The organism is Paraburkholderia unamae, from assembly GCF_003268775.1.
Classification (GTDB): Bacteria; Pseudomonadota; Gammaproteobacteria; order Burkholderiales; family Burkholderiaceae; genus Paraburkholderia; species Paraburkholderia unamae.
In genome coordinates, this window is the sequence record NZ_QLSU01000024.1 from 128362 (window position 1) to 144082 (window position 15721).

At 60.3% G+C, this 15721-nt stretch carries 11 protein-coding genes and 3 pseudogenes; 6 read left to right on the plus strand and 8 right to left on the minus strand.

All coding sequences use genetic code 11. From position 1 onward, the window contains the following. Nucleotides 1-1055: 1055 nt before the first annotated feature. From C7401_RS44595 to C7401_RS45735, 5 genes and pseudogenes are all read right to left on the minus strand, one after another. The gene (locus tag C7401_RS44595) at nt 1056-1367 is read right to left on the minus strand and encodes a hypothetical protein (protein WP_146758029.1); all 312 of its coding nucleotides are present in this window, start codon (nt 1365-1367) and stop codon (nt 1056-1058) included. A gap of 180 nt (nt 1368-1547) precedes the next feature. Continuing rightward, entirely contained in the window at nt 1548-2168 is a 621-nt protein-coding gene (locus C7401_RS31565; RefSeq protein ID WP_112175305.1) for an SAM-dependent methyltransferase, read from the minus strand. A 24-nt stretch (nt 2169-2192) separates the two neighbouring features. Further along, complete coding sequence (locus tag C7401_RS31570; RefSeq protein WP_112175306.1) at nt 2193-3245, minus strand: acyl-CoA dehydrogenase family protein; 1053 nt, start codon at nt 3243-3245, stop codon at nt 2193-2195. 352 nt (nt 3246-3597) lie between these two features. Then, nucleotides 3598-4461 carry an SDR family oxidoreductase gene (locus tag C7401_RS31575; RefSeq protein WP_112175307.1) on the minus strand — a complete coding sequence of 288 codons (864 nt, stop codon included), beginning with the start codon at nt 4459-4461 and terminating at the stop codon, nt 3598-3600. A 1220-nt stretch (nt 4462-5681) separates the two neighbouring features. After that, a pseudogene (locus C7401_RS45735) lies at nt 5682-5816 on the minus strand (ParB-like protein); the annotation flags it as partial. Between the two features lie 319 nt (nt 5817-6135). Here C7401_RS45735 and ku point away from each other — a divergent pair. The 4 genes and pseudogenes from ku to C7401_RS46185 all read left to right on the plus strand — a co-directional run. Further along, nucleotides 6136-6665, plus strand: a pseudogene (gene ku / locus C7401_RS31590) (non-homologous end joining protein Ku); the annotation flags it as partial. Nucleotides 6666-7099: 434 nt separating this feature from the next. Beyond that, a complete protein-coding gene (locus C7401_RS31600) occupies nt 7100-7393 on the plus strand; it encodes a DUF2934 domain-containing protein (RefSeq protein ID WP_244314920.1) in 294 nt (97 codons plus the stop codon). A 151-nt stretch (nt 7394-7544) separates the two neighbouring features. After that, entirely contained in the window at nt 7545-9413 is a 1869-nt protein-coding gene (treZ, locus tag C7401_RS31605; protein ID WP_112175310.1) for a malto-oligosyltrehalose trehalohydrolase, read from the plus strand. Between the two features lie 1051 nt (nt 9414-10464). Next, nucleotides 10465-10989 (plus strand): annotated as a pseudogene (locus C7401_RS46185) (Dps family protein). Between the two features lie 7 nt (nt 10990-10996). On the opposite strand, the gene C7401_RS31615 reads toward C7401_RS46185, so the two are convergent. Next, nucleotides 10997-12268 carry a DUF2252 family protein gene (locus tag C7401_RS31615; protein WP_112175311.1) on the minus strand — a complete coding sequence of 424 codons (1272 nt, stop codon included), beginning with the start codon at nt 12266-12268 and terminating at the stop codon, nt 10997-10999. A gap of 223 nt (nt 12269-12491) precedes the next feature. After that, a complete protein-coding gene (locus C7401_RS31620; RefSeq protein ID WP_112175312.1) occupies nt 12492-12944 on the minus strand; it encodes a PRC-barrel domain-containing protein in 453 nt (150 codons plus the stop codon). 225 nt (nt 12945-13169) lie between these two features. Between C7401_RS31620 and C7401_RS45140 the strand changes: the two genes are divergently transcribed. After that, a complete protein-coding gene (locus tag C7401_RS45140) occupies nt 13170-13346 on the plus strand; it encodes a hypothetical protein (RefSeq protein ID WP_165841979.1) in 177 nt (58 codons plus the stop codon). A 333-nt stretch (nt 13347-13679) separates the two neighbouring features. On the opposite strand, the gene C7401_RS31625 is transcribed toward C7401_RS45140, so the two are convergent. Beyond that, entirely contained in the window at nt 13680-14621 is a 942-nt protein-coding gene (locus C7401_RS31625) for a hypothetical protein (RefSeq protein WP_112175313.1), read from the minus strand. A gap of 885 nt (nt 14622-15506) precedes the next feature. On the opposite strand from C7401_RS31625, the gene C7401_RS31635 reads away from it, so the two are divergent. After that, the coding region (locus C7401_RS31635; protein ID WP_146757940.1) for a response regulator at nt 15507-15721 on the plus strand (215 nt) is incomplete at its 3' end.

Here is a 15721-nt window from a genome sequence, read left to right on the forward strand (position 1 = left end):
AGAAAGAGCCCTCCGTACGGGGCCTTTGGTAGCTACCGGGCGAAGACGACGCACAATGCTGGCGCACGCAAACGGTCCCACCGGCGATTGGCCACCACCGCTTCCCCATCGCGTGCTGTTCAATGCCAAAGCAGGGCGATGAGAATGATGATTGGGATGGGTACACCGAGGAAAAAAAGAAGAATAGAGCGCATGGTTTTCTCCAAGCTGGTCCATGGACAAAGTCGACGATCGAAAAACCTCAAAGCGCGCGTGTCCGGCCACCAACTGTCGCTAGCAAGCACGCTGCGAACGCGCCCATGAGAAGGGAAATGAACAGCCACAGGCTTACGTCGACGGCCGCCTTGCGTGCTTTTTCCGCAGCCGCGCGCACAGCTTCGTCTAACGCATTTGCCTTGTCGAGAAGGCGCGACCATGTAGCAGCGACGCGTGCTTGTGCATCCGCTAAGTCAACTCCAGTTCGTCGCACAACGATGTGGGCGATATAGTCGCTGTCCGCGGGCGCAAGTGCGCCGCGCGCAGAAAGGCTGTTGGTAAAAATTCGCGTGATCTCCTGCTTATCAAGGTCCTCGGCGGGCGGCTCGATAGTCTTTGTCGCGAGAGGGAAGTGTTGCCGGTGGCCGGGCGTAGCATGCCGTCGCTCAGATACCCCATTGGCCACGTTCCGTACGCGTGGCGGGCGTCGCCGCGATCGGGGGGGCGTAGTGCGCTCGTATCGGGCAGACTGGTGGTTACGCTCGCGCCCTCCCGTGCAGTCGCAGCGATGAGGGAAGACAGGAGCGCGGCGGTTACCAAGGTAGCTAGCGCCCATGCGAGAAAACCATGCGCTGTATCCCGAAAGTGCGCTTCGTCGTTGGTGATGTCAGGCCAATGGCCGCGAAGCCGCCCCGCAAGATAGCCCCCGAGAGCACCGGACATAATTTGCGTCACACAAACCCAGACGATTGCGGCAATTCCGAGGGTCTTTACATGCATGCCGCCAGGCCAAGGCGAGAGCGACGAAAGCCCAAGCCCGGTACCGAGCGTGAGCAAAACGAGAGAGAAAGCCGCCATGCTCAACGCACCGGCGAGGACTGCGCCCCATGAGACGGCGGAACGCTGCGGTTCGTATAGCTGCCCGGCGAAGCGTGTTGCGGGAAGGTCCGCCCCTGGCAAATCGATCTTTTCCATATCGCCCCCAGCACCTTTGAAGAGGCCCGCGCAGGCAGGCGCAGAGTACCCAGCACATCGCGTGCCGAGTCTAACGGGGCGCGCCACGATTCGGCGGAAGCCCAATTGGCGCGCGGCTCAGCCGTGAGCACCACGCCGATGGACACCCAGCGCAGGTGAATCTTGGCCAGCGGCTTGACCATCCAGCCGGTGTTCATCCGCTAGTGCTGCGAGGCCCAGGGCGATTTCACCGTGGCCAACCGCGGACTTGGCTGGTCGAGTAAAGCGCGCCCAGGCGTGCATCCCACTAAGCGCTGTCTGTTGTAACGCGCGCCAGTCAGCGGCGTCAGTGGCATGAGGTTCCCCAGCGATCGACGTATCTAGATCGAACGCGCAGATTAACGATTGTGTTCACGAAGCGCGACGCTCTGCGCGTCGCGGGTCCAGACGTCTAGCAGGAAGTCGGTATCTTCGATATGAACCACAGTGTGCAGCGCATCGTCTTCCGCCGCCTGCGTAAAGATGCTGTGCACACGTGCGCTATTCAGCATCCACAGTTCGCCACCATGGCGCCAGTGGCAGGATGCGAGCACGCCTAAATTGGCGAGCGACGACGCTGCATGTTGAGCGAGCACCGTGCACTCGCCAATATCGAGGTAATACGCAAATTCGCTTACTACGATCAGGTCGAACTTGCCGACCGGCCAGTCGCGGGGCATCACGAGTCTCCGCACATTGACATTCGCAAATTTGCGGAGGCGCGCGCGCGCAATTGCGACGGCGCGCGGCGAAAAGTCCGCACAAAGCAGATGCCCACAGCGCTGCGCCAGTTCGGCCGACAAAAACCCATTCGCGCAACCCGGCTCAAACGCGTTATCGTACAGCGCACGCGGCAGTGCTGCGAGCAGCACTGCGCGCTTGCGTGCCTCGTACCAACTCTCCTCATAGTTCCAAGGGTCAGGGTTCGACGTGAACTTGCTGTCGAAATAGCTCTCGAGCGGTTCGGGCGAACGGTCCATTGCTAGTCGTTTCCTGCCGGGATTCTATAGTCGCCAGTCTTCGCCCGCGCTAGCAACCGAGGCCGCTAGTATCGCAAGATCGGCTTCCGCGTGGCTCTGGCGTACGAACACCGGCAAATCTGTGCACATGCGCGCGAACCACGGGTCGCGACATAGCGGACCGGCGCCCATCCCACGCGAGCAGGCGCGCAGCGTACTCTCGACAGCGTGCTCTGCCGCACCACGAGCGCGAAGTGCGACTTTGGACGCGTCCGCGCGCGGAGCGGCATCGATGGCAGCTGCACATTCCCGCAGGCAGGCGCGCGCGGTCACTAGCGCGACATCAGTGGCCCCAAGGTGGGCACGTAGATGAGGGTCATCACGATGCAGCGCTGCATCGCGCAGGCGCTCGGCAAGCGCGGCAGCTGCGCCGTACCAGCAGGCTGCAATACCGGCTCCGCCATGCCAGAAGCCCGGTCGGCGAAGATACGCCCCCGGGCCGCCCACAAGCGTTGCGCGCGCGTCCGAAAACTCAACTTCGACGCTTTGGGTGGCGGCCATGCCCACCGCTTCCCAGCCACGCATGTTAACTGCCACACCTGACTGGTGCATAGGTACGTTGGCGAGCCAGTCTTCCCCATGGGCATCGGTGCACGTCACGAGCGCATGCGTAACAAAGCGGGCTCCGGAGCACCATGATTTGGTACCGTGCAGGCTCACTTGGTCGCCGCCGCACCTCGTAACGCGCACTTCGTTACGAGGCGAGCGTGCGGCCCAGACGCCATAAATGGTGATCGAAGAACAAGTGTCTGCAATGTCTTTGCCACGTCCCTCTGGCGACAACTCGGCCAATATGGCGTTCGCATCAGTGTGAGCTTCATGGACTTTGGCCAGTGAAAGGTCGCGAGCTGCCACCGCCGCAAGAAACTGCCACCGCGTAAGCGTGTTTCCCGCACCTGGCAGCGGCAGCACGGTAAAAGTTGCCGCGAGGCGCCGCGCTGCGTCCGGCAGCGTCGTCGCGTCGAGCGGCGTTGCTCCGCTGGGCAGCAGTTCGGCTAGCCCCGGATACCGGCGACAAAGTGCGGGCGAAGAGGACATGTGGACTTCCTGGCTAAATATACGGCCTATCCGCAAGGCGCATGCCACACGAAGAGGGTCGCATCACCGGGACGGACAAGAAGTGGAACTCGACGCAAAACAAAAACGGCGGCGTTGATCCGAACTGCGCGGGAAAGGATTTTCGGCGCAGGCGGAGTTCTCGAAGCGGGAAACGTGTTTGGGGAGCCGGGTACGGCGCGGTAAAAGCGCCTGCCACGCTGAGGCTCGCGGTACTCTCCAGCCGTGCCGGCTGCGTCGAGATCGTGACTCGCCGCGGCGAGAGTGCGAGGGCAAATGCAAATACCATGTTCGAGCAACTCGCAGGCTGTTGGCCGTTGCCCTTTGAGCCGCTTTAGATGAGCGGGGTACCCCCCGTCACGGCAAGGGTGGCGCCGGAAATATAGCTTGCCTCGCATGAGGCGAGCAGCACATACGCGGCAGCGAGCTCCGCTGGCTGCCCCGGCCGGCCCATCGGCGTCGCTTTGCCGAAGTCACGAACGTATTCTGGCGGCATCGTGGAGGGGATAAGCGGCGTCCAGATCGGGCCAGGGGCGACACAGTTCACGCGTATGCCGCGTTCGGCAACTAACTGCGCGAGGCCGCCGGTGAAGTTCTGGATCGCGCCTTTGGTGGCCGCGTAGGCTAGCAACATCGGGTTGGGTTTGTCGGCATTGATCGACGCTGTGTTAATGATGGCTGCGCCCCGCTGCATAACGGCGACCGCCTCGCGTGAAATGCGGAACATGGCACCGATGTTTGTGTCGAATGTGCGGTCCCATTCCTCATCGCTGATCGACTCGACCGACTCGTGTGTCATCTGGTACGCCGCATTATTTACGAGCACATCAAGCTTTCCCAATTCGCTCACGGTCTTGTTTACGAGTTCGCGACACCACGCACGGTCACGGATGTCCCCGGGTAGCAGCAACGCACGGCGTCCGGCGTCCTCCACCCAACGTGCAGTTTCCTGGGCATCGTCGTGTTCGTCGTAGTAAGCGATTGCGACGTCCGCGCCTTCGCGTGCAAATGCGATGCAGATGGCGCGACCTATGCCGCTGTCGCCGCCTGTCACGAGCGCAACCTTGCCTGTGAGTCGACTCGAGCCGCGGTAGCTCTTCTCCCCGTGATCGGGTTGTGGGTCCATCGGTACAGTGCGCCCTGGTGTTTGGTTCTGCTGCTGTTCGGGCATTGCGGGAACAGGGCGATGTGCGGTCATGGCGCTTACCTCGTGGATGAGATTTTGCGTATTCGAGTGGTTGAGGGCGCCGCAAGGCGCGTGCCGATACAGTCGCGTCTCAAGCTTTAACCAGCTGTTTAGATGTTCGCGGCGCCGTTTCACGGTTTGTCTCTAGGCCCATGATCGGCGTGACGTTGATCAGAGCGGCCGTGACGTCATCTCAAGCCGTTCTGCTCACCATCGCGATGATCGCAGTGGCGCGCCCCACGGATTGCCCACACTTCGCGAGCAGATGGTGGACTCTTGGGACTTCGGCCTTTGCGCTCGCGACTCAATGGAATGAGTTCGAGCGCGAGAGCCGACCGCCGCGCGCGGCAGTTGAAAGCGGCGTGTGCATCTCACGGCGCATCGTGAGCATGGCATGTCGTCTCAATCTGCAAACCGCTGCTTCTGAGAGGCAATGTGGACGAGCCAGGTACAGGTCTTCCGCCGAATCAGGCCCGTATTGCAGCGGTTATAACCCAGGTTTGCGCGTTCAGACGGAGAAGGGCTTCGTTGAGCTCGGCGGGCGAAACAGCGTCGAAAGTGACTACGAGTTCGTCAAAATGCTGCTTCCCGTTGCAATGCACGCGGCTCAAGCGCGCCCGTGCGGCGCAATGCCCCAGCGCCTGCCAGATGGGGACAATCCTGAGCCTGCCGGGCGCGGCACGCACTGTTAGACACACCGGATGTGCGACGGCGGGATGTTCGCGCAGAGAGGACATGGCAGTTCCATTTCAAGTTGCGCAGTCATACGGACGTTAGGGATGAGAGTCCCCAGGTCGACTCAAATTCTAGGTTGACGGGGGAACTTTGCAGTTTCCGCGCCGCACTCGCCACGACTCTCGCAAAATATCACGCGTAAAAGAACGCCGGTAATGAACGCAACCGTATCAGTCCATTTAGCCGTATTGTCTACTGCCACAGCCCGAATCCAGCCGCAGTGGCCCAACAGACAAGCAATTCCCCAGATGGGGCCTGCGGTCGCGACGTCCAGATTCCGCGACGAGTTCATGCTCATTGCCATTCCTTCGACAAGAGCGGAAAGGCCGTCACGAACCAGGCTGCAGCCTTCCTCATACTAAGGTAGCCGCTCATGGGGGGCAGGGCAAACTTGCCTGTCACGTCTGGCGTGAAATATTTATGGTGCGGCGCACCGATGGATGAATGGATTGCTCGAAACTCGCGGAACTACACGGGAGTCGGAGCACGAAATGGCCTCATGCCTCAGGTGGACCGACCGGGCGACTGATCGGGTCTGCCCAGCGAAATTCAGCGAGAGGGACAGACGACCTTTCGTAACAACCGGCTTTGCGCACCGCCGTGGCGAGGCTTCGGAATTCGTCGTCAGGTTGGTCCCAAAAATGCGCTTTCCAAGGCGCCTACGTGCGCCGCCGGGCTGAAAGTTGGTGGCAGTTCTTGTATGGACAGGCTGCGCAACGATGCAGACCGCCGCAGCGGTATTTTCGCGCGATCTACCGAGTCTCGGAAGAGATGCTCTCAAACCTCAAGCGTGAAGTCCCCAGCAGCTGATGCACATATCCAGCTACCCCGCTGGTGAGCACAATATGGGTGCGGTAGATCGGTTTGGCATGCTTAGGATCCGACAGTGAACAAGCATTGCCGCGGAACGTCCTTTGCGCCACAAAGGTACAAATCCGCGAGGGGAAGTCCATGCCCGCCCGCTCAATCGCCTCCCTGTCGTTGTCTTTCGGGCTTGTTCCGATCCCAGTGAAGCTCTAGACGGCGACTGAAAGTTCATCTGACGTCAGATTCCACATGCTGGCGCCAAACGGCTCGTGCGCGTGAGGCAGCAATACGTTTCCGAGAAGACGGGCGCCGTTGTCGAGCGTTCAAGCATGAACAAGGGCTACGAATTCGAAAAGGACAGATCCGTGTTTTTCACCAGCGACGAGCTAAAGGCATTGGAAGATGCCGCCAGTCATGTTGTCGAGATAATGGCCTTTATCCCCGATGAGGCGATTAACCCGGTTTTATACGACAAGGCCTATTACATTGCACCTGACAAGCGCGGCGGAAAGCCGTACAGCCTGCTTCAGCAGGCGCTCGCGCAAAGCGGCCGGTGCGCCTTGGCTAAATGGGCATCCAAAAGAAGGACTCGAGTAGTGCAGGTGCGTGCAGAAGAAGATGGGCTCGTCTTTCAGCAACTGTTGTATGCCGACGAGGTTCGCCCACTAGATGAAGCTACAAAGAATGTCTGTTGGTCGATCCTTCTTACGCGGACGCCCATCACAATTTAGCGCTGTTGCTCGAAAGACGCGGCGACGCGCAGGGGCTAGTCCGCCACTTGAGCGCCTATCGGCGACTAACCAACTAAGCGATCCGTCCTGCTTGAGGGACCCGGGGACCGATAGATGCCTATTACGAGGGCTCGCTTGGCGGGCATGGCGCCTGCTCAGTGTGAGCTGCCACGTAGTGGACATTTCACGTTGCGATGGTCCAGGTATCGACTCGCCCGCGCCGGGGCCGGAAATACCGGCGCTCCCTTCCTCATCGGTCGGCGGCTATCCCCCAAATGACGTGCAGCAGGCGAAGAGGCTGCGCCGCGCGATCCAAGCCGGCCGCAATACTGAAACGCCGCTCGGGTTGCCCGCTGACGGCTGAAACGGAGGCTCAAATGACTGTAGATGCGACGGAGCAAAGGAGTGCCGATCAAGAGCCCGAAGCGAAGATCGACAAGGCGGTCGAAGAGACATTCCCGGCCAGTGATCCGCCAGCGATCGGCGGCACAACACGTCTAGAAGAGACCCACTCAGAAAGCGACCGGGAGGCGCGAATCCGACGGCGGGCGTACGAGCTGTGGGAAAAAGCAGGGTGCCCGAACGACCATACCGACGAATATTGGCATAGGGCAGAGGCAGAAATTTCAGCGGAGAATTCTGGCGGCGCAGGCGGACCCGGTTCGCCATAGCATATCGATCACATAGCCGCATAGCGTCGTGATGCTGCGAAAGTGGTATCAAGTAGTCGACCGCGGGAGAAGCGGCCTTTGTCGTCGCGCGCGCGATGGTGTGTGCGACGGACCTGCCGATGATCGCCGTGCTCCAGCCGGGCACACAACTATGCTTAAACGGCCGTTCGATCCGTATCAGCAGCTTCACGCGTATTGCCTGCCCTTTGGTGCGCATCTTGTTGGCGGGCAGACATCGCATCCGCGTACGCGCTTTCGTTTCTGGGCGCCGTCCCGCGAATGTGTGCAACTCGAGATCCAGGACGCCGGTTGCGCGAAGCCAGAGCTTATCGACATGGACGCAAGCGGCGACGGCTGGTTCGAAGCACAAGCAGATGCAGGCGCGGGCGCGTTATATCGGTACCGCCTCGATGAAGGCCTGGCGGTACCCGATCCCGTCTCGCGCTTCCAGCCACAAGACGTGCACGGCCCGAGCGAGGTGGTCGACCCGCGCGCATATCGATGGACGAATACCGACTGGCACGGCCGACCATGGGAGGAAACGGTGCTTTACGAGTTGCACATCGGCGCGATGGGCGGTTATAGACGTGTCATTACGCGACTGCCAGAGCTCGTGCAACTGCTGGGCATCACGGCGATCGAATTGATGCCAGTCAACGACTTCTCGGGCAGGCGCAATTGGGGCTATGACGGCGTGTTGCCTTACGCCCCGGATTCCGCGTATGGCCGTCCCGAAGCGTTGAAACAGCTCATCGATGCCGCGCACGGTCTTGGCCTGATGGTGTTCCTCGACGTGGTGTATAACCATTTCGGACCGGACGGCAATTACCTTCATGCCTACGCGAAGACGTTCTTCCGGGAAGGCGAGAATACACCGTGGGGGCCAGCGATCGACTTCGAACGTCCGCAAGTGCGCGACTTCTTCTTCGAGAATGCGCTGTACTGGCTAAACGAATATCGCTTCGACGGTCTACGTCTTGATGCCGTTCATGCGATCGACAACGACGCATGGTTGGGCGAACTCGCCGACCGGATACGCAGTTCGGTCGAGGCAGACCGTAGTGTGCATCTCGTGCTCGAGAACGAGCGCAACACGGCCAGCCTGCTGGAAAAACACTTCGAAGCGCAATGGAACGATGACGCACACAACACGCTGCACGTTTTGTTGACAGGGGAAAATGAAGGCTATTACCGCGCGTATTCGGAAAGGCCGATCGAAAAATTGGCGCGCGTGCTTTCTGAAGGCTTTGTGTATCAGGGCGATCCGTCGCCCGTTCACGGTGGCACGCCCTGGGGCGAGAGAAGTACGCATCTGCCGCCGACGGCGTTTGTCATGTTCCTCCAGAACCACGATCAAGTGGGTAATCGTGCAATGGGGGAGCGTCTGCGCTCACTCGCCGACGATGATTCAATTCGCGTAGCTACCTGTTTGTTGCTTCTTTCGCCACAAATTCCGCTGCTTTTCATGGAGGAGCAGTATGGTTCCAGGCGCCCGTTCCTTTTCTTCACCGACTATCCCGACGAACTTGCCGACGGGGTTCGCGAAGGGCGGCGGCGCGAATTCGAAAAGTTCTCAGCCTTCGCCGATGAAAAGCGCCGTGCGCAGATTCCCGATCCGAACAATAGGCATACATTCGAACTTTCATCTTCCCATGGGGTAGACGAATATGAAAGTGATCGCCTCGACTGGTTGTATTTTTACCGATCGGTCCTCACCGTTCGCGCACAGCTCATTACCCCGCGACTGAAAAGCGCGAGAGCGCTCGGCGCTGATGTGCTAGGCGAAAAAGCCTTGATCGCCGGCTGGAGACTGGGCGATGGCGAAACGCTCAGAATCGCTTTCAATTTCGGCGCTGCACCAGTTGCGCTCGCCAATGAAGCACGCGGCAAAGTCATTTTCGAGATGCCGACTCGTATAGACGCCAACGAGACGAAAGGTGAGTTGAGTGGTCGCTCGTTCGTCGCATGGCTTACCGGTGACGTAGATATGAGCGTGCTCCCCAGACAGCGTATCGAGTGAAAGCGGTCGAAAGCGCGCCATTCGGCGTGCTATAGGACTTTTCTGAAGTAACTACTGCGAGTCCCTTTTTTGCACCTAACCGTCTAACCACTTCTTCTCCACCCAATCGGACATCGCTTTGCGCCAGCGCGTGAAAGCTATCAGAAAGAACGGCCTCGAAGATTCAAATACGCATCCACGTTGGGGCTCGGGCACGGCAGCGTCTGAATTGTAAGCGGACGGTCACCGCTAACCCGCGGCGAAGACGTGGCGCATTTGGCTGGCTTTGGCCTGAGCTCGTTCGTTACATGGCTGGCAACGAGCCACATATGTTACCAATCGTGCGGCGGCGTAGGGATATCTTTGATTGTCGTGGAGTTTTCCAGTTAGAACGCGTTAGGACTGTAGCGACTTTGCCTTTCGGCCCTCTATAGATTTTCTTCCTAATCGGAGACCTGCTGACCGCCAGGAGTGTGGGAGCGGTCCCCGCAGCCCTTGATCTGAGGGACGCAGACATAGTTCGCGTCAGTAGCTGCGCAATTGCAGCATCGGACACCCGAAAGGTTGCGAACCTCAGGAGAAGCCCGGTACGGCGCTCGGCGATCCGGCGATAGCCCTTGGCGCTGCGGCGAAGGCGCTATGTGGTGAATCCAGGTAGCTCGCCGCCGATGCTGCCGACGGTAGCGCACTTTACGAGCGCTCAGTCGCGCTAGCACCATAGCGCCCCGAGGGCGGCAGTAACGCCCAGGGAGTTGAAAAAACTCGAGGGCCTGTTCCGCACCGGCCCGGTAGCGGCCTGCGCGCAACGTTACTCGACGAAATGTGGCGCCCCGAACGACTCAGCGCTCGTGCGGTCACGATCAGGCGCCGCGCAATCCTTGAGTACGCAAGTCAGCTACGCGCTTTCGATGGGTGTTTTCCTGCCGATCTCGCAAGGCTCGAGCGCTACTGGCACGTGACCCGCGCATAGCGAAAGCACCGTGTTCATGTAGCTCGGCAATTCATGCAGTGCGCTGAGAACAAGCGATGGGGTGCTGCGAACTCACCCTGTACGATCAAAGGAGACAGCATTATGGCGAACAAGGTGCCGAAAACTCACGACGCAGGTGCACCGAACTTGACGCCCCCTACCGACATCGGAGCGGAGGCTCGCAAAGCGGTATTGAGTGGGCTCACCACGCTTCTAGCCGATGTCTTTACGTTACTTGTCAACACCAAGAATTTTCACTGGCACGTGAGTGGACCGCATTTCCGGGACTATCATCTGCTGCTCGACGACTAGGCGGCCCTGGTTTTTGTGGTGGTCGATCCCGTCGCTGGGCGGGCGCGCAAGCTCGGCGGCAAAACGCTGCGCTCGGTGGGTCAGATCGCGTCCCTCAAGCGCTTTTCCGACAACAGTGATGCGTTTGTGGCGTCCGAGGCAATGCTCGACGAACTGCGTCACGATAATGAACCGCTCGTGAGATTCATGCGCGAACCCCATCAACTCTGTGACGAAAACGAGGACGTGGCGACGGCAAGCCTGATCGAGAGCTCGATCGATCAAACCGAGGAGCGTGTGTGGTTTCTGTTTGAAACGACCCGCCAAACTCGCTGATACCCGATCAATTCGCCCCCGTTGCGTAGCGCCGGCAATGCTCAAGATATCCAGCTTCATGGCTGCTCACCAATTGGACGATGCTCGTCCAGAGCCACAACGGCGCATCGATTGACTTCGATCGGCCGCTGCGGAGTTCGCCGAGCCACCTGCGTCGAGTCGTCGGATCCATCTGGCGGGCGTGGGCCTTGCCGACCACCGCAGCGAGGTAGAACGCGACTCTACGCGCTTCTTCCTTGTTGAGTTCTTCGATCTCGAGCTTGAGATCCTGCGGGAGCAGTTCGCGAATCACGACAGCCCGATCGAGCATGCGTGCCGCGCGCATCCGCTCGCCAAGAAAGGGGGAGAGATGACGGGCGCCTTCCACCACACGCTCCGCATTGTCACGAGGCATCGACGCGTCTTCGTACCGCGGCGCGGCGGCCTTGACGCCTTCCTTGATATCCATGAGGCAGAGATCGTCGCCTTCGATCACACCGCCGTCCACGTCGAGCAGCACGGCGTACCGAAGCCGGCCGAGCGAACTGCAGCCCTTGACCCAGTACGCCGCGTCGAGCACCTTGACCTTCCCCGCATCATTGCGACCGCTCAGGCCGGTGGGCAGACTCGAAATGGCACCGTCGCGAAAGAGCGCGTCGATCGCCTTGCATTCTGCCTGGCTGAGTGGCCAGAAACGCTTGCCCAAGGGAATCGTCGGCTCCAGATCCTCGATCCGCTCCTGGGCGAGGTGTTGCCATGAGCGGCGAACAGCCATCTTCATCGCTAGGTGGACAGCCTCGGGACGCTCGGGTAGCCGCGGTTTCCGGTGCTTGGCCTCGAACGCCGATTCATAGCCGGCGGCGAGCGCTTCGAGCATGTGTACGATCGTGAGACCGGACAGCGACGAGCCACGCGCCGCAGTCGCGAGAGACAGGCCAAGGCGGATCATGTCGTGCGCCGGATTGCCAATTACGGTCTGATCGAGATCGCGGATATGGACTTCGACCTTGCCGTCCTGGTTCGCAATGGGCCCAAGATTGCCGGTATGGCAGTCGCCGCAAATCCAGATCGCTGGTCCGTGCGGCAGTGAGTCGCCGTTCGCCTCTACGATCCATTCATAAAACTGTGCGGTGTTGCCCCGAACATAAGCGTGGGGCGATCGCGCCATTTTTAGACGGCGCTGCTCAGTAAGGATAGACGCCCGTCCGGCTGGCCTGGGCAACGGCTTCGACCGCGTGGCACGCACAGGATTCTTCGGCTTCTCTTCCTTCGCTTGCCTTTTCTTCTTCTGGTTGGACATGCGCGCTATCTCCTGGGCTCATTGAGTCTTATGCGGGCTTGAGTCTCCATGCGCCAGCATTCGCGGTTCAATTAGGGAAATCTGTGCAATCGGTTTGGTTGGCCGTTGCATGGAGTTTCGAGCGCCGAAGCCACAAATGCAAATGGGCTGGACGCTGCCCCAACAACGGCCTGGAAGAGGGCCGCCGGGGGCATCGGCCCGGCGTGCGCTCCGACAGCGAAGATTACGGCAGATCGCGCATGGGTGGCTCGACCGCAGATTGCCAGTAGGGCGCACGGTTGTAGTACTGATGCAGCTCGCTGCCCCAGGCCTGATCGGTCATAGACGGCCAGTGGTCCTTGTCGAATCCGGGGTCGTCTTTGATGCGCTGCGCGCTTACATCAACGCGGAAGCATTTCTCGACTGTGTCGAGCGTCAGCGCGCTCCACGGGATGGCATGCAGATGATCGCCGATGCCGAGAAAGCCGCCTTGTGCGAGCACGGCATATGCCACGCGCCCGCTACGCACGTCGAGCATGATGTCCGAGATCTTGCCCACATGCTCGCCATCGGCGGAAACGACTTTGTTGCCGTCGAGAGTTGCGGCAGCCATGATTTCGGGGCCCGGACCTTCTCCCGTACCGCCGCCGATGATGCGTGCGCCGCCCGTGGGCGCTTGAGGATTCATCATGGTCATGATCGACTCCTTTGAACGTGAGCACTCGCTGGCGCATTTGCCGTGCCGCTTCAGGCGTGAGGAAAGCATCGATGCATTTTATGCATGAGCGACGGTGAGGGCCGGTAACGCCGGGGAAATTGATTTCGACTTGCCCATACGCGACACCCTCGGCATGCGAGTTGCGCTTTGCGGATTGAGTGCCGCGCTATTGCTGCGCGGCCAATCGAACGCCAGGAGGCCAGCATGCAGAAGCGCACTCAAGCCAACTCAAAGGGAGTGCTGCATGGCACGCCTCCCGCTGATACGCAGCAGGCCGAACGCGACGCACGGGAAAAAAGCAAACACGAGCGGTCTGAAAATGAATTGCCCTCGACTCAAGACAAGAATCCGATTCCTCCCGGCACAACGCGTTCCAGCTGAAATGTGTGAAAGGCGCACCAGTGGCCGTCTGTGTAGTCCCACAGCAGAAGTAGAGTGCACCGAAAGGCCGATCGTCACAGGGAGGGCACCCGATTGCGTGAATCTCATGTGACTTTCCGGTTAGTCGAAGGCACATCGTGCCCGGCCCTCTGCGCCCTCTGCGGGCGAGCAGACCGACTTCACGTGATCCTCAACGCTTGTCACACCTTTGGGGTTCAGTGCCAGAAAAGCGCGATGAGAATGATGATCGGAATAGGGACACCGAGCATATAAAGAAGTATTGAGCGCATGTCTGCCTCCTCACAATTCAAGGTACGAGTGAATAAGATGCCGTCAGAGTTCGCGCATCCGGCCGCCGACCGTCGCCATGAGACTGGCGACGAATGCGCCCATGAGCAAGGAAATAAACAGCCACAGCGTCACATGGACAGTTGCTTTTCGGGCAGCTTCCACAGTGGCGCGCGCGGCGTTTTCCTCGGCGCTGGCGTGTTCCTCCAAGCGCGCCCAGGTGGTTGCGACACGCGCATGCGCATCTGCCGGCGCGAGCCCGGTTCTTTGAACCACGATGCGCGCCACGTAGTCGCTGTCCTCGGGCGAAAGCGGGCCGCCTGCTGGAAGGCTGTTAAGAAAAATGCGCGCAATTTCCTGCTTTTGCGCCGCTGTGGCGAAGAACTGGTCCTGACTTTGGGTGTTGGATTCAGTAGCGCCAGCAGCGGGGCGGAGCATGCCGTCGATCAGATAGCCCATGGGCCAGCTAGCATAGGCGGAGAGGGCGTTACCGCGGTTGACAAGCCCGCCTGTTTCGTTTGTCCTCCGAGAGGCGCTTTGCACGCCTGCGCTCACGCCTTCCCCGGCAAGCCCCGAAATAGCCGAAGTCAGGAACGCGGCGGAAAGGAGCGTGGCGAGCGCCCATGCAAGAAAGCCGTGCGCGGTGTCGCGAAAGTGGGTTTCGTCGGTCCCAATGCTGGGCCAATGCCGGCGCAGCCGCCCCGCGAGATAGCCACCGAGACCGGCGGCCAGGACCTGTGTCACGCATATCCAGATGATGGCCGCAACGCCGAATGTCTTCGCATGCGTGCCGCTGCCCGGCCATGGTGATAGCGACGAGAGGCCGAGACCGGTACCGAGCGTTAGCAGGATTAGGGAGAACGCCGCCATGCCGACCGCGCCCGCCACGATAGCGCTCCAGGAAACGGCGGCGCGGACGTGTCCGTATGACTGATCTGCGGCGCGTGCCTCAGCGTAGCCAGCCTTCGGTCGATCGGATTCTTCCATGGCGCTTTCCTCCTCACTCGTGGGACTGCGCGCCGTTGAGCCAGCCACAGTCGCATGTCGCACAGCAGAAAGCGTGCCGCGCAGCTTTCCGCTCGAAAGAACGAGGGGACACGGACTGCGAAATCATCTACATGATCGAAAGCACCTCGGCGTTGAGTGCCATTCCGCCTTTTCTCTTCGTTTCTGGTGACCAAATTGGAGCAGGATGGGGAGTTCGATGACCGCCTCTCCGTCGTCACGTGTCGATAGTCGCCTGCACCCGGAATTGCTCGCTGCGCTCCTCGACAAGCCTTTCCCGCGACACGGGTATTCGAAATGCTAGCCCTGGGCGCGGCAGGGCTCTGCAACAGGGTGCGCTGTCGGACACCACGAGACAGCGAAGAAGCAGAAGGCAGCAACGCCGCGGCGAGCAAACCTGCTAGCCAATGGTCGGCGATCGCGATAGCCGTATGCCCAGACGCGATGTGCATCGTTTTCCCAGGAACGGCGATTGCTACTGTCCGCACGAGCTCGGGCTTCTCTGCATGCGAGTGATCGTAGCTTAGCCAGGTGGTTGACTTCTGGAGATCCCATGACTTCCGCCTTCGTTGTGGCCAGTGGTACGGTAAGCCCGATTCTCCACGTGTTTGAACAGGAGGGTGGCTGGCATTGGGGCATCACCTTGCCACGATCAGGGCGCGGCGGGTTCAGGATCGTTGCGTATAGTGATCGGACGTTTGCGAATGAGACCGAGGCACGCGATGACGGCAGCGCTGTCCTGGTTCGAGGCGAATTCCGTTGACGATAGGCGGAAGGAGAACTGGGCGAAGGCCGGTGGGTGTAGCCCTGCACGCGTGCGGCGAGGGCCGCGTTCCGAACCCTTCGCCAACTAACTGACGAGACGCGATGCCACATGTTTTGATTGTCGATGACGACGCGGAGACCCGCGAGGCGCTAGCGGCCGTGGTGAGTGAAGACGGGCTGACCACCGCACAGGCGGGTGACCTGCGCGAGGCGCGCATCCAGCTCGTGCGGCAAATGCCGGACGTGGTCTTCACCGACCTGAAGCTGCCCGACGGCAGCGGCACCGATCTTTTCCAGGATCTCGACCCGCGCTCGGG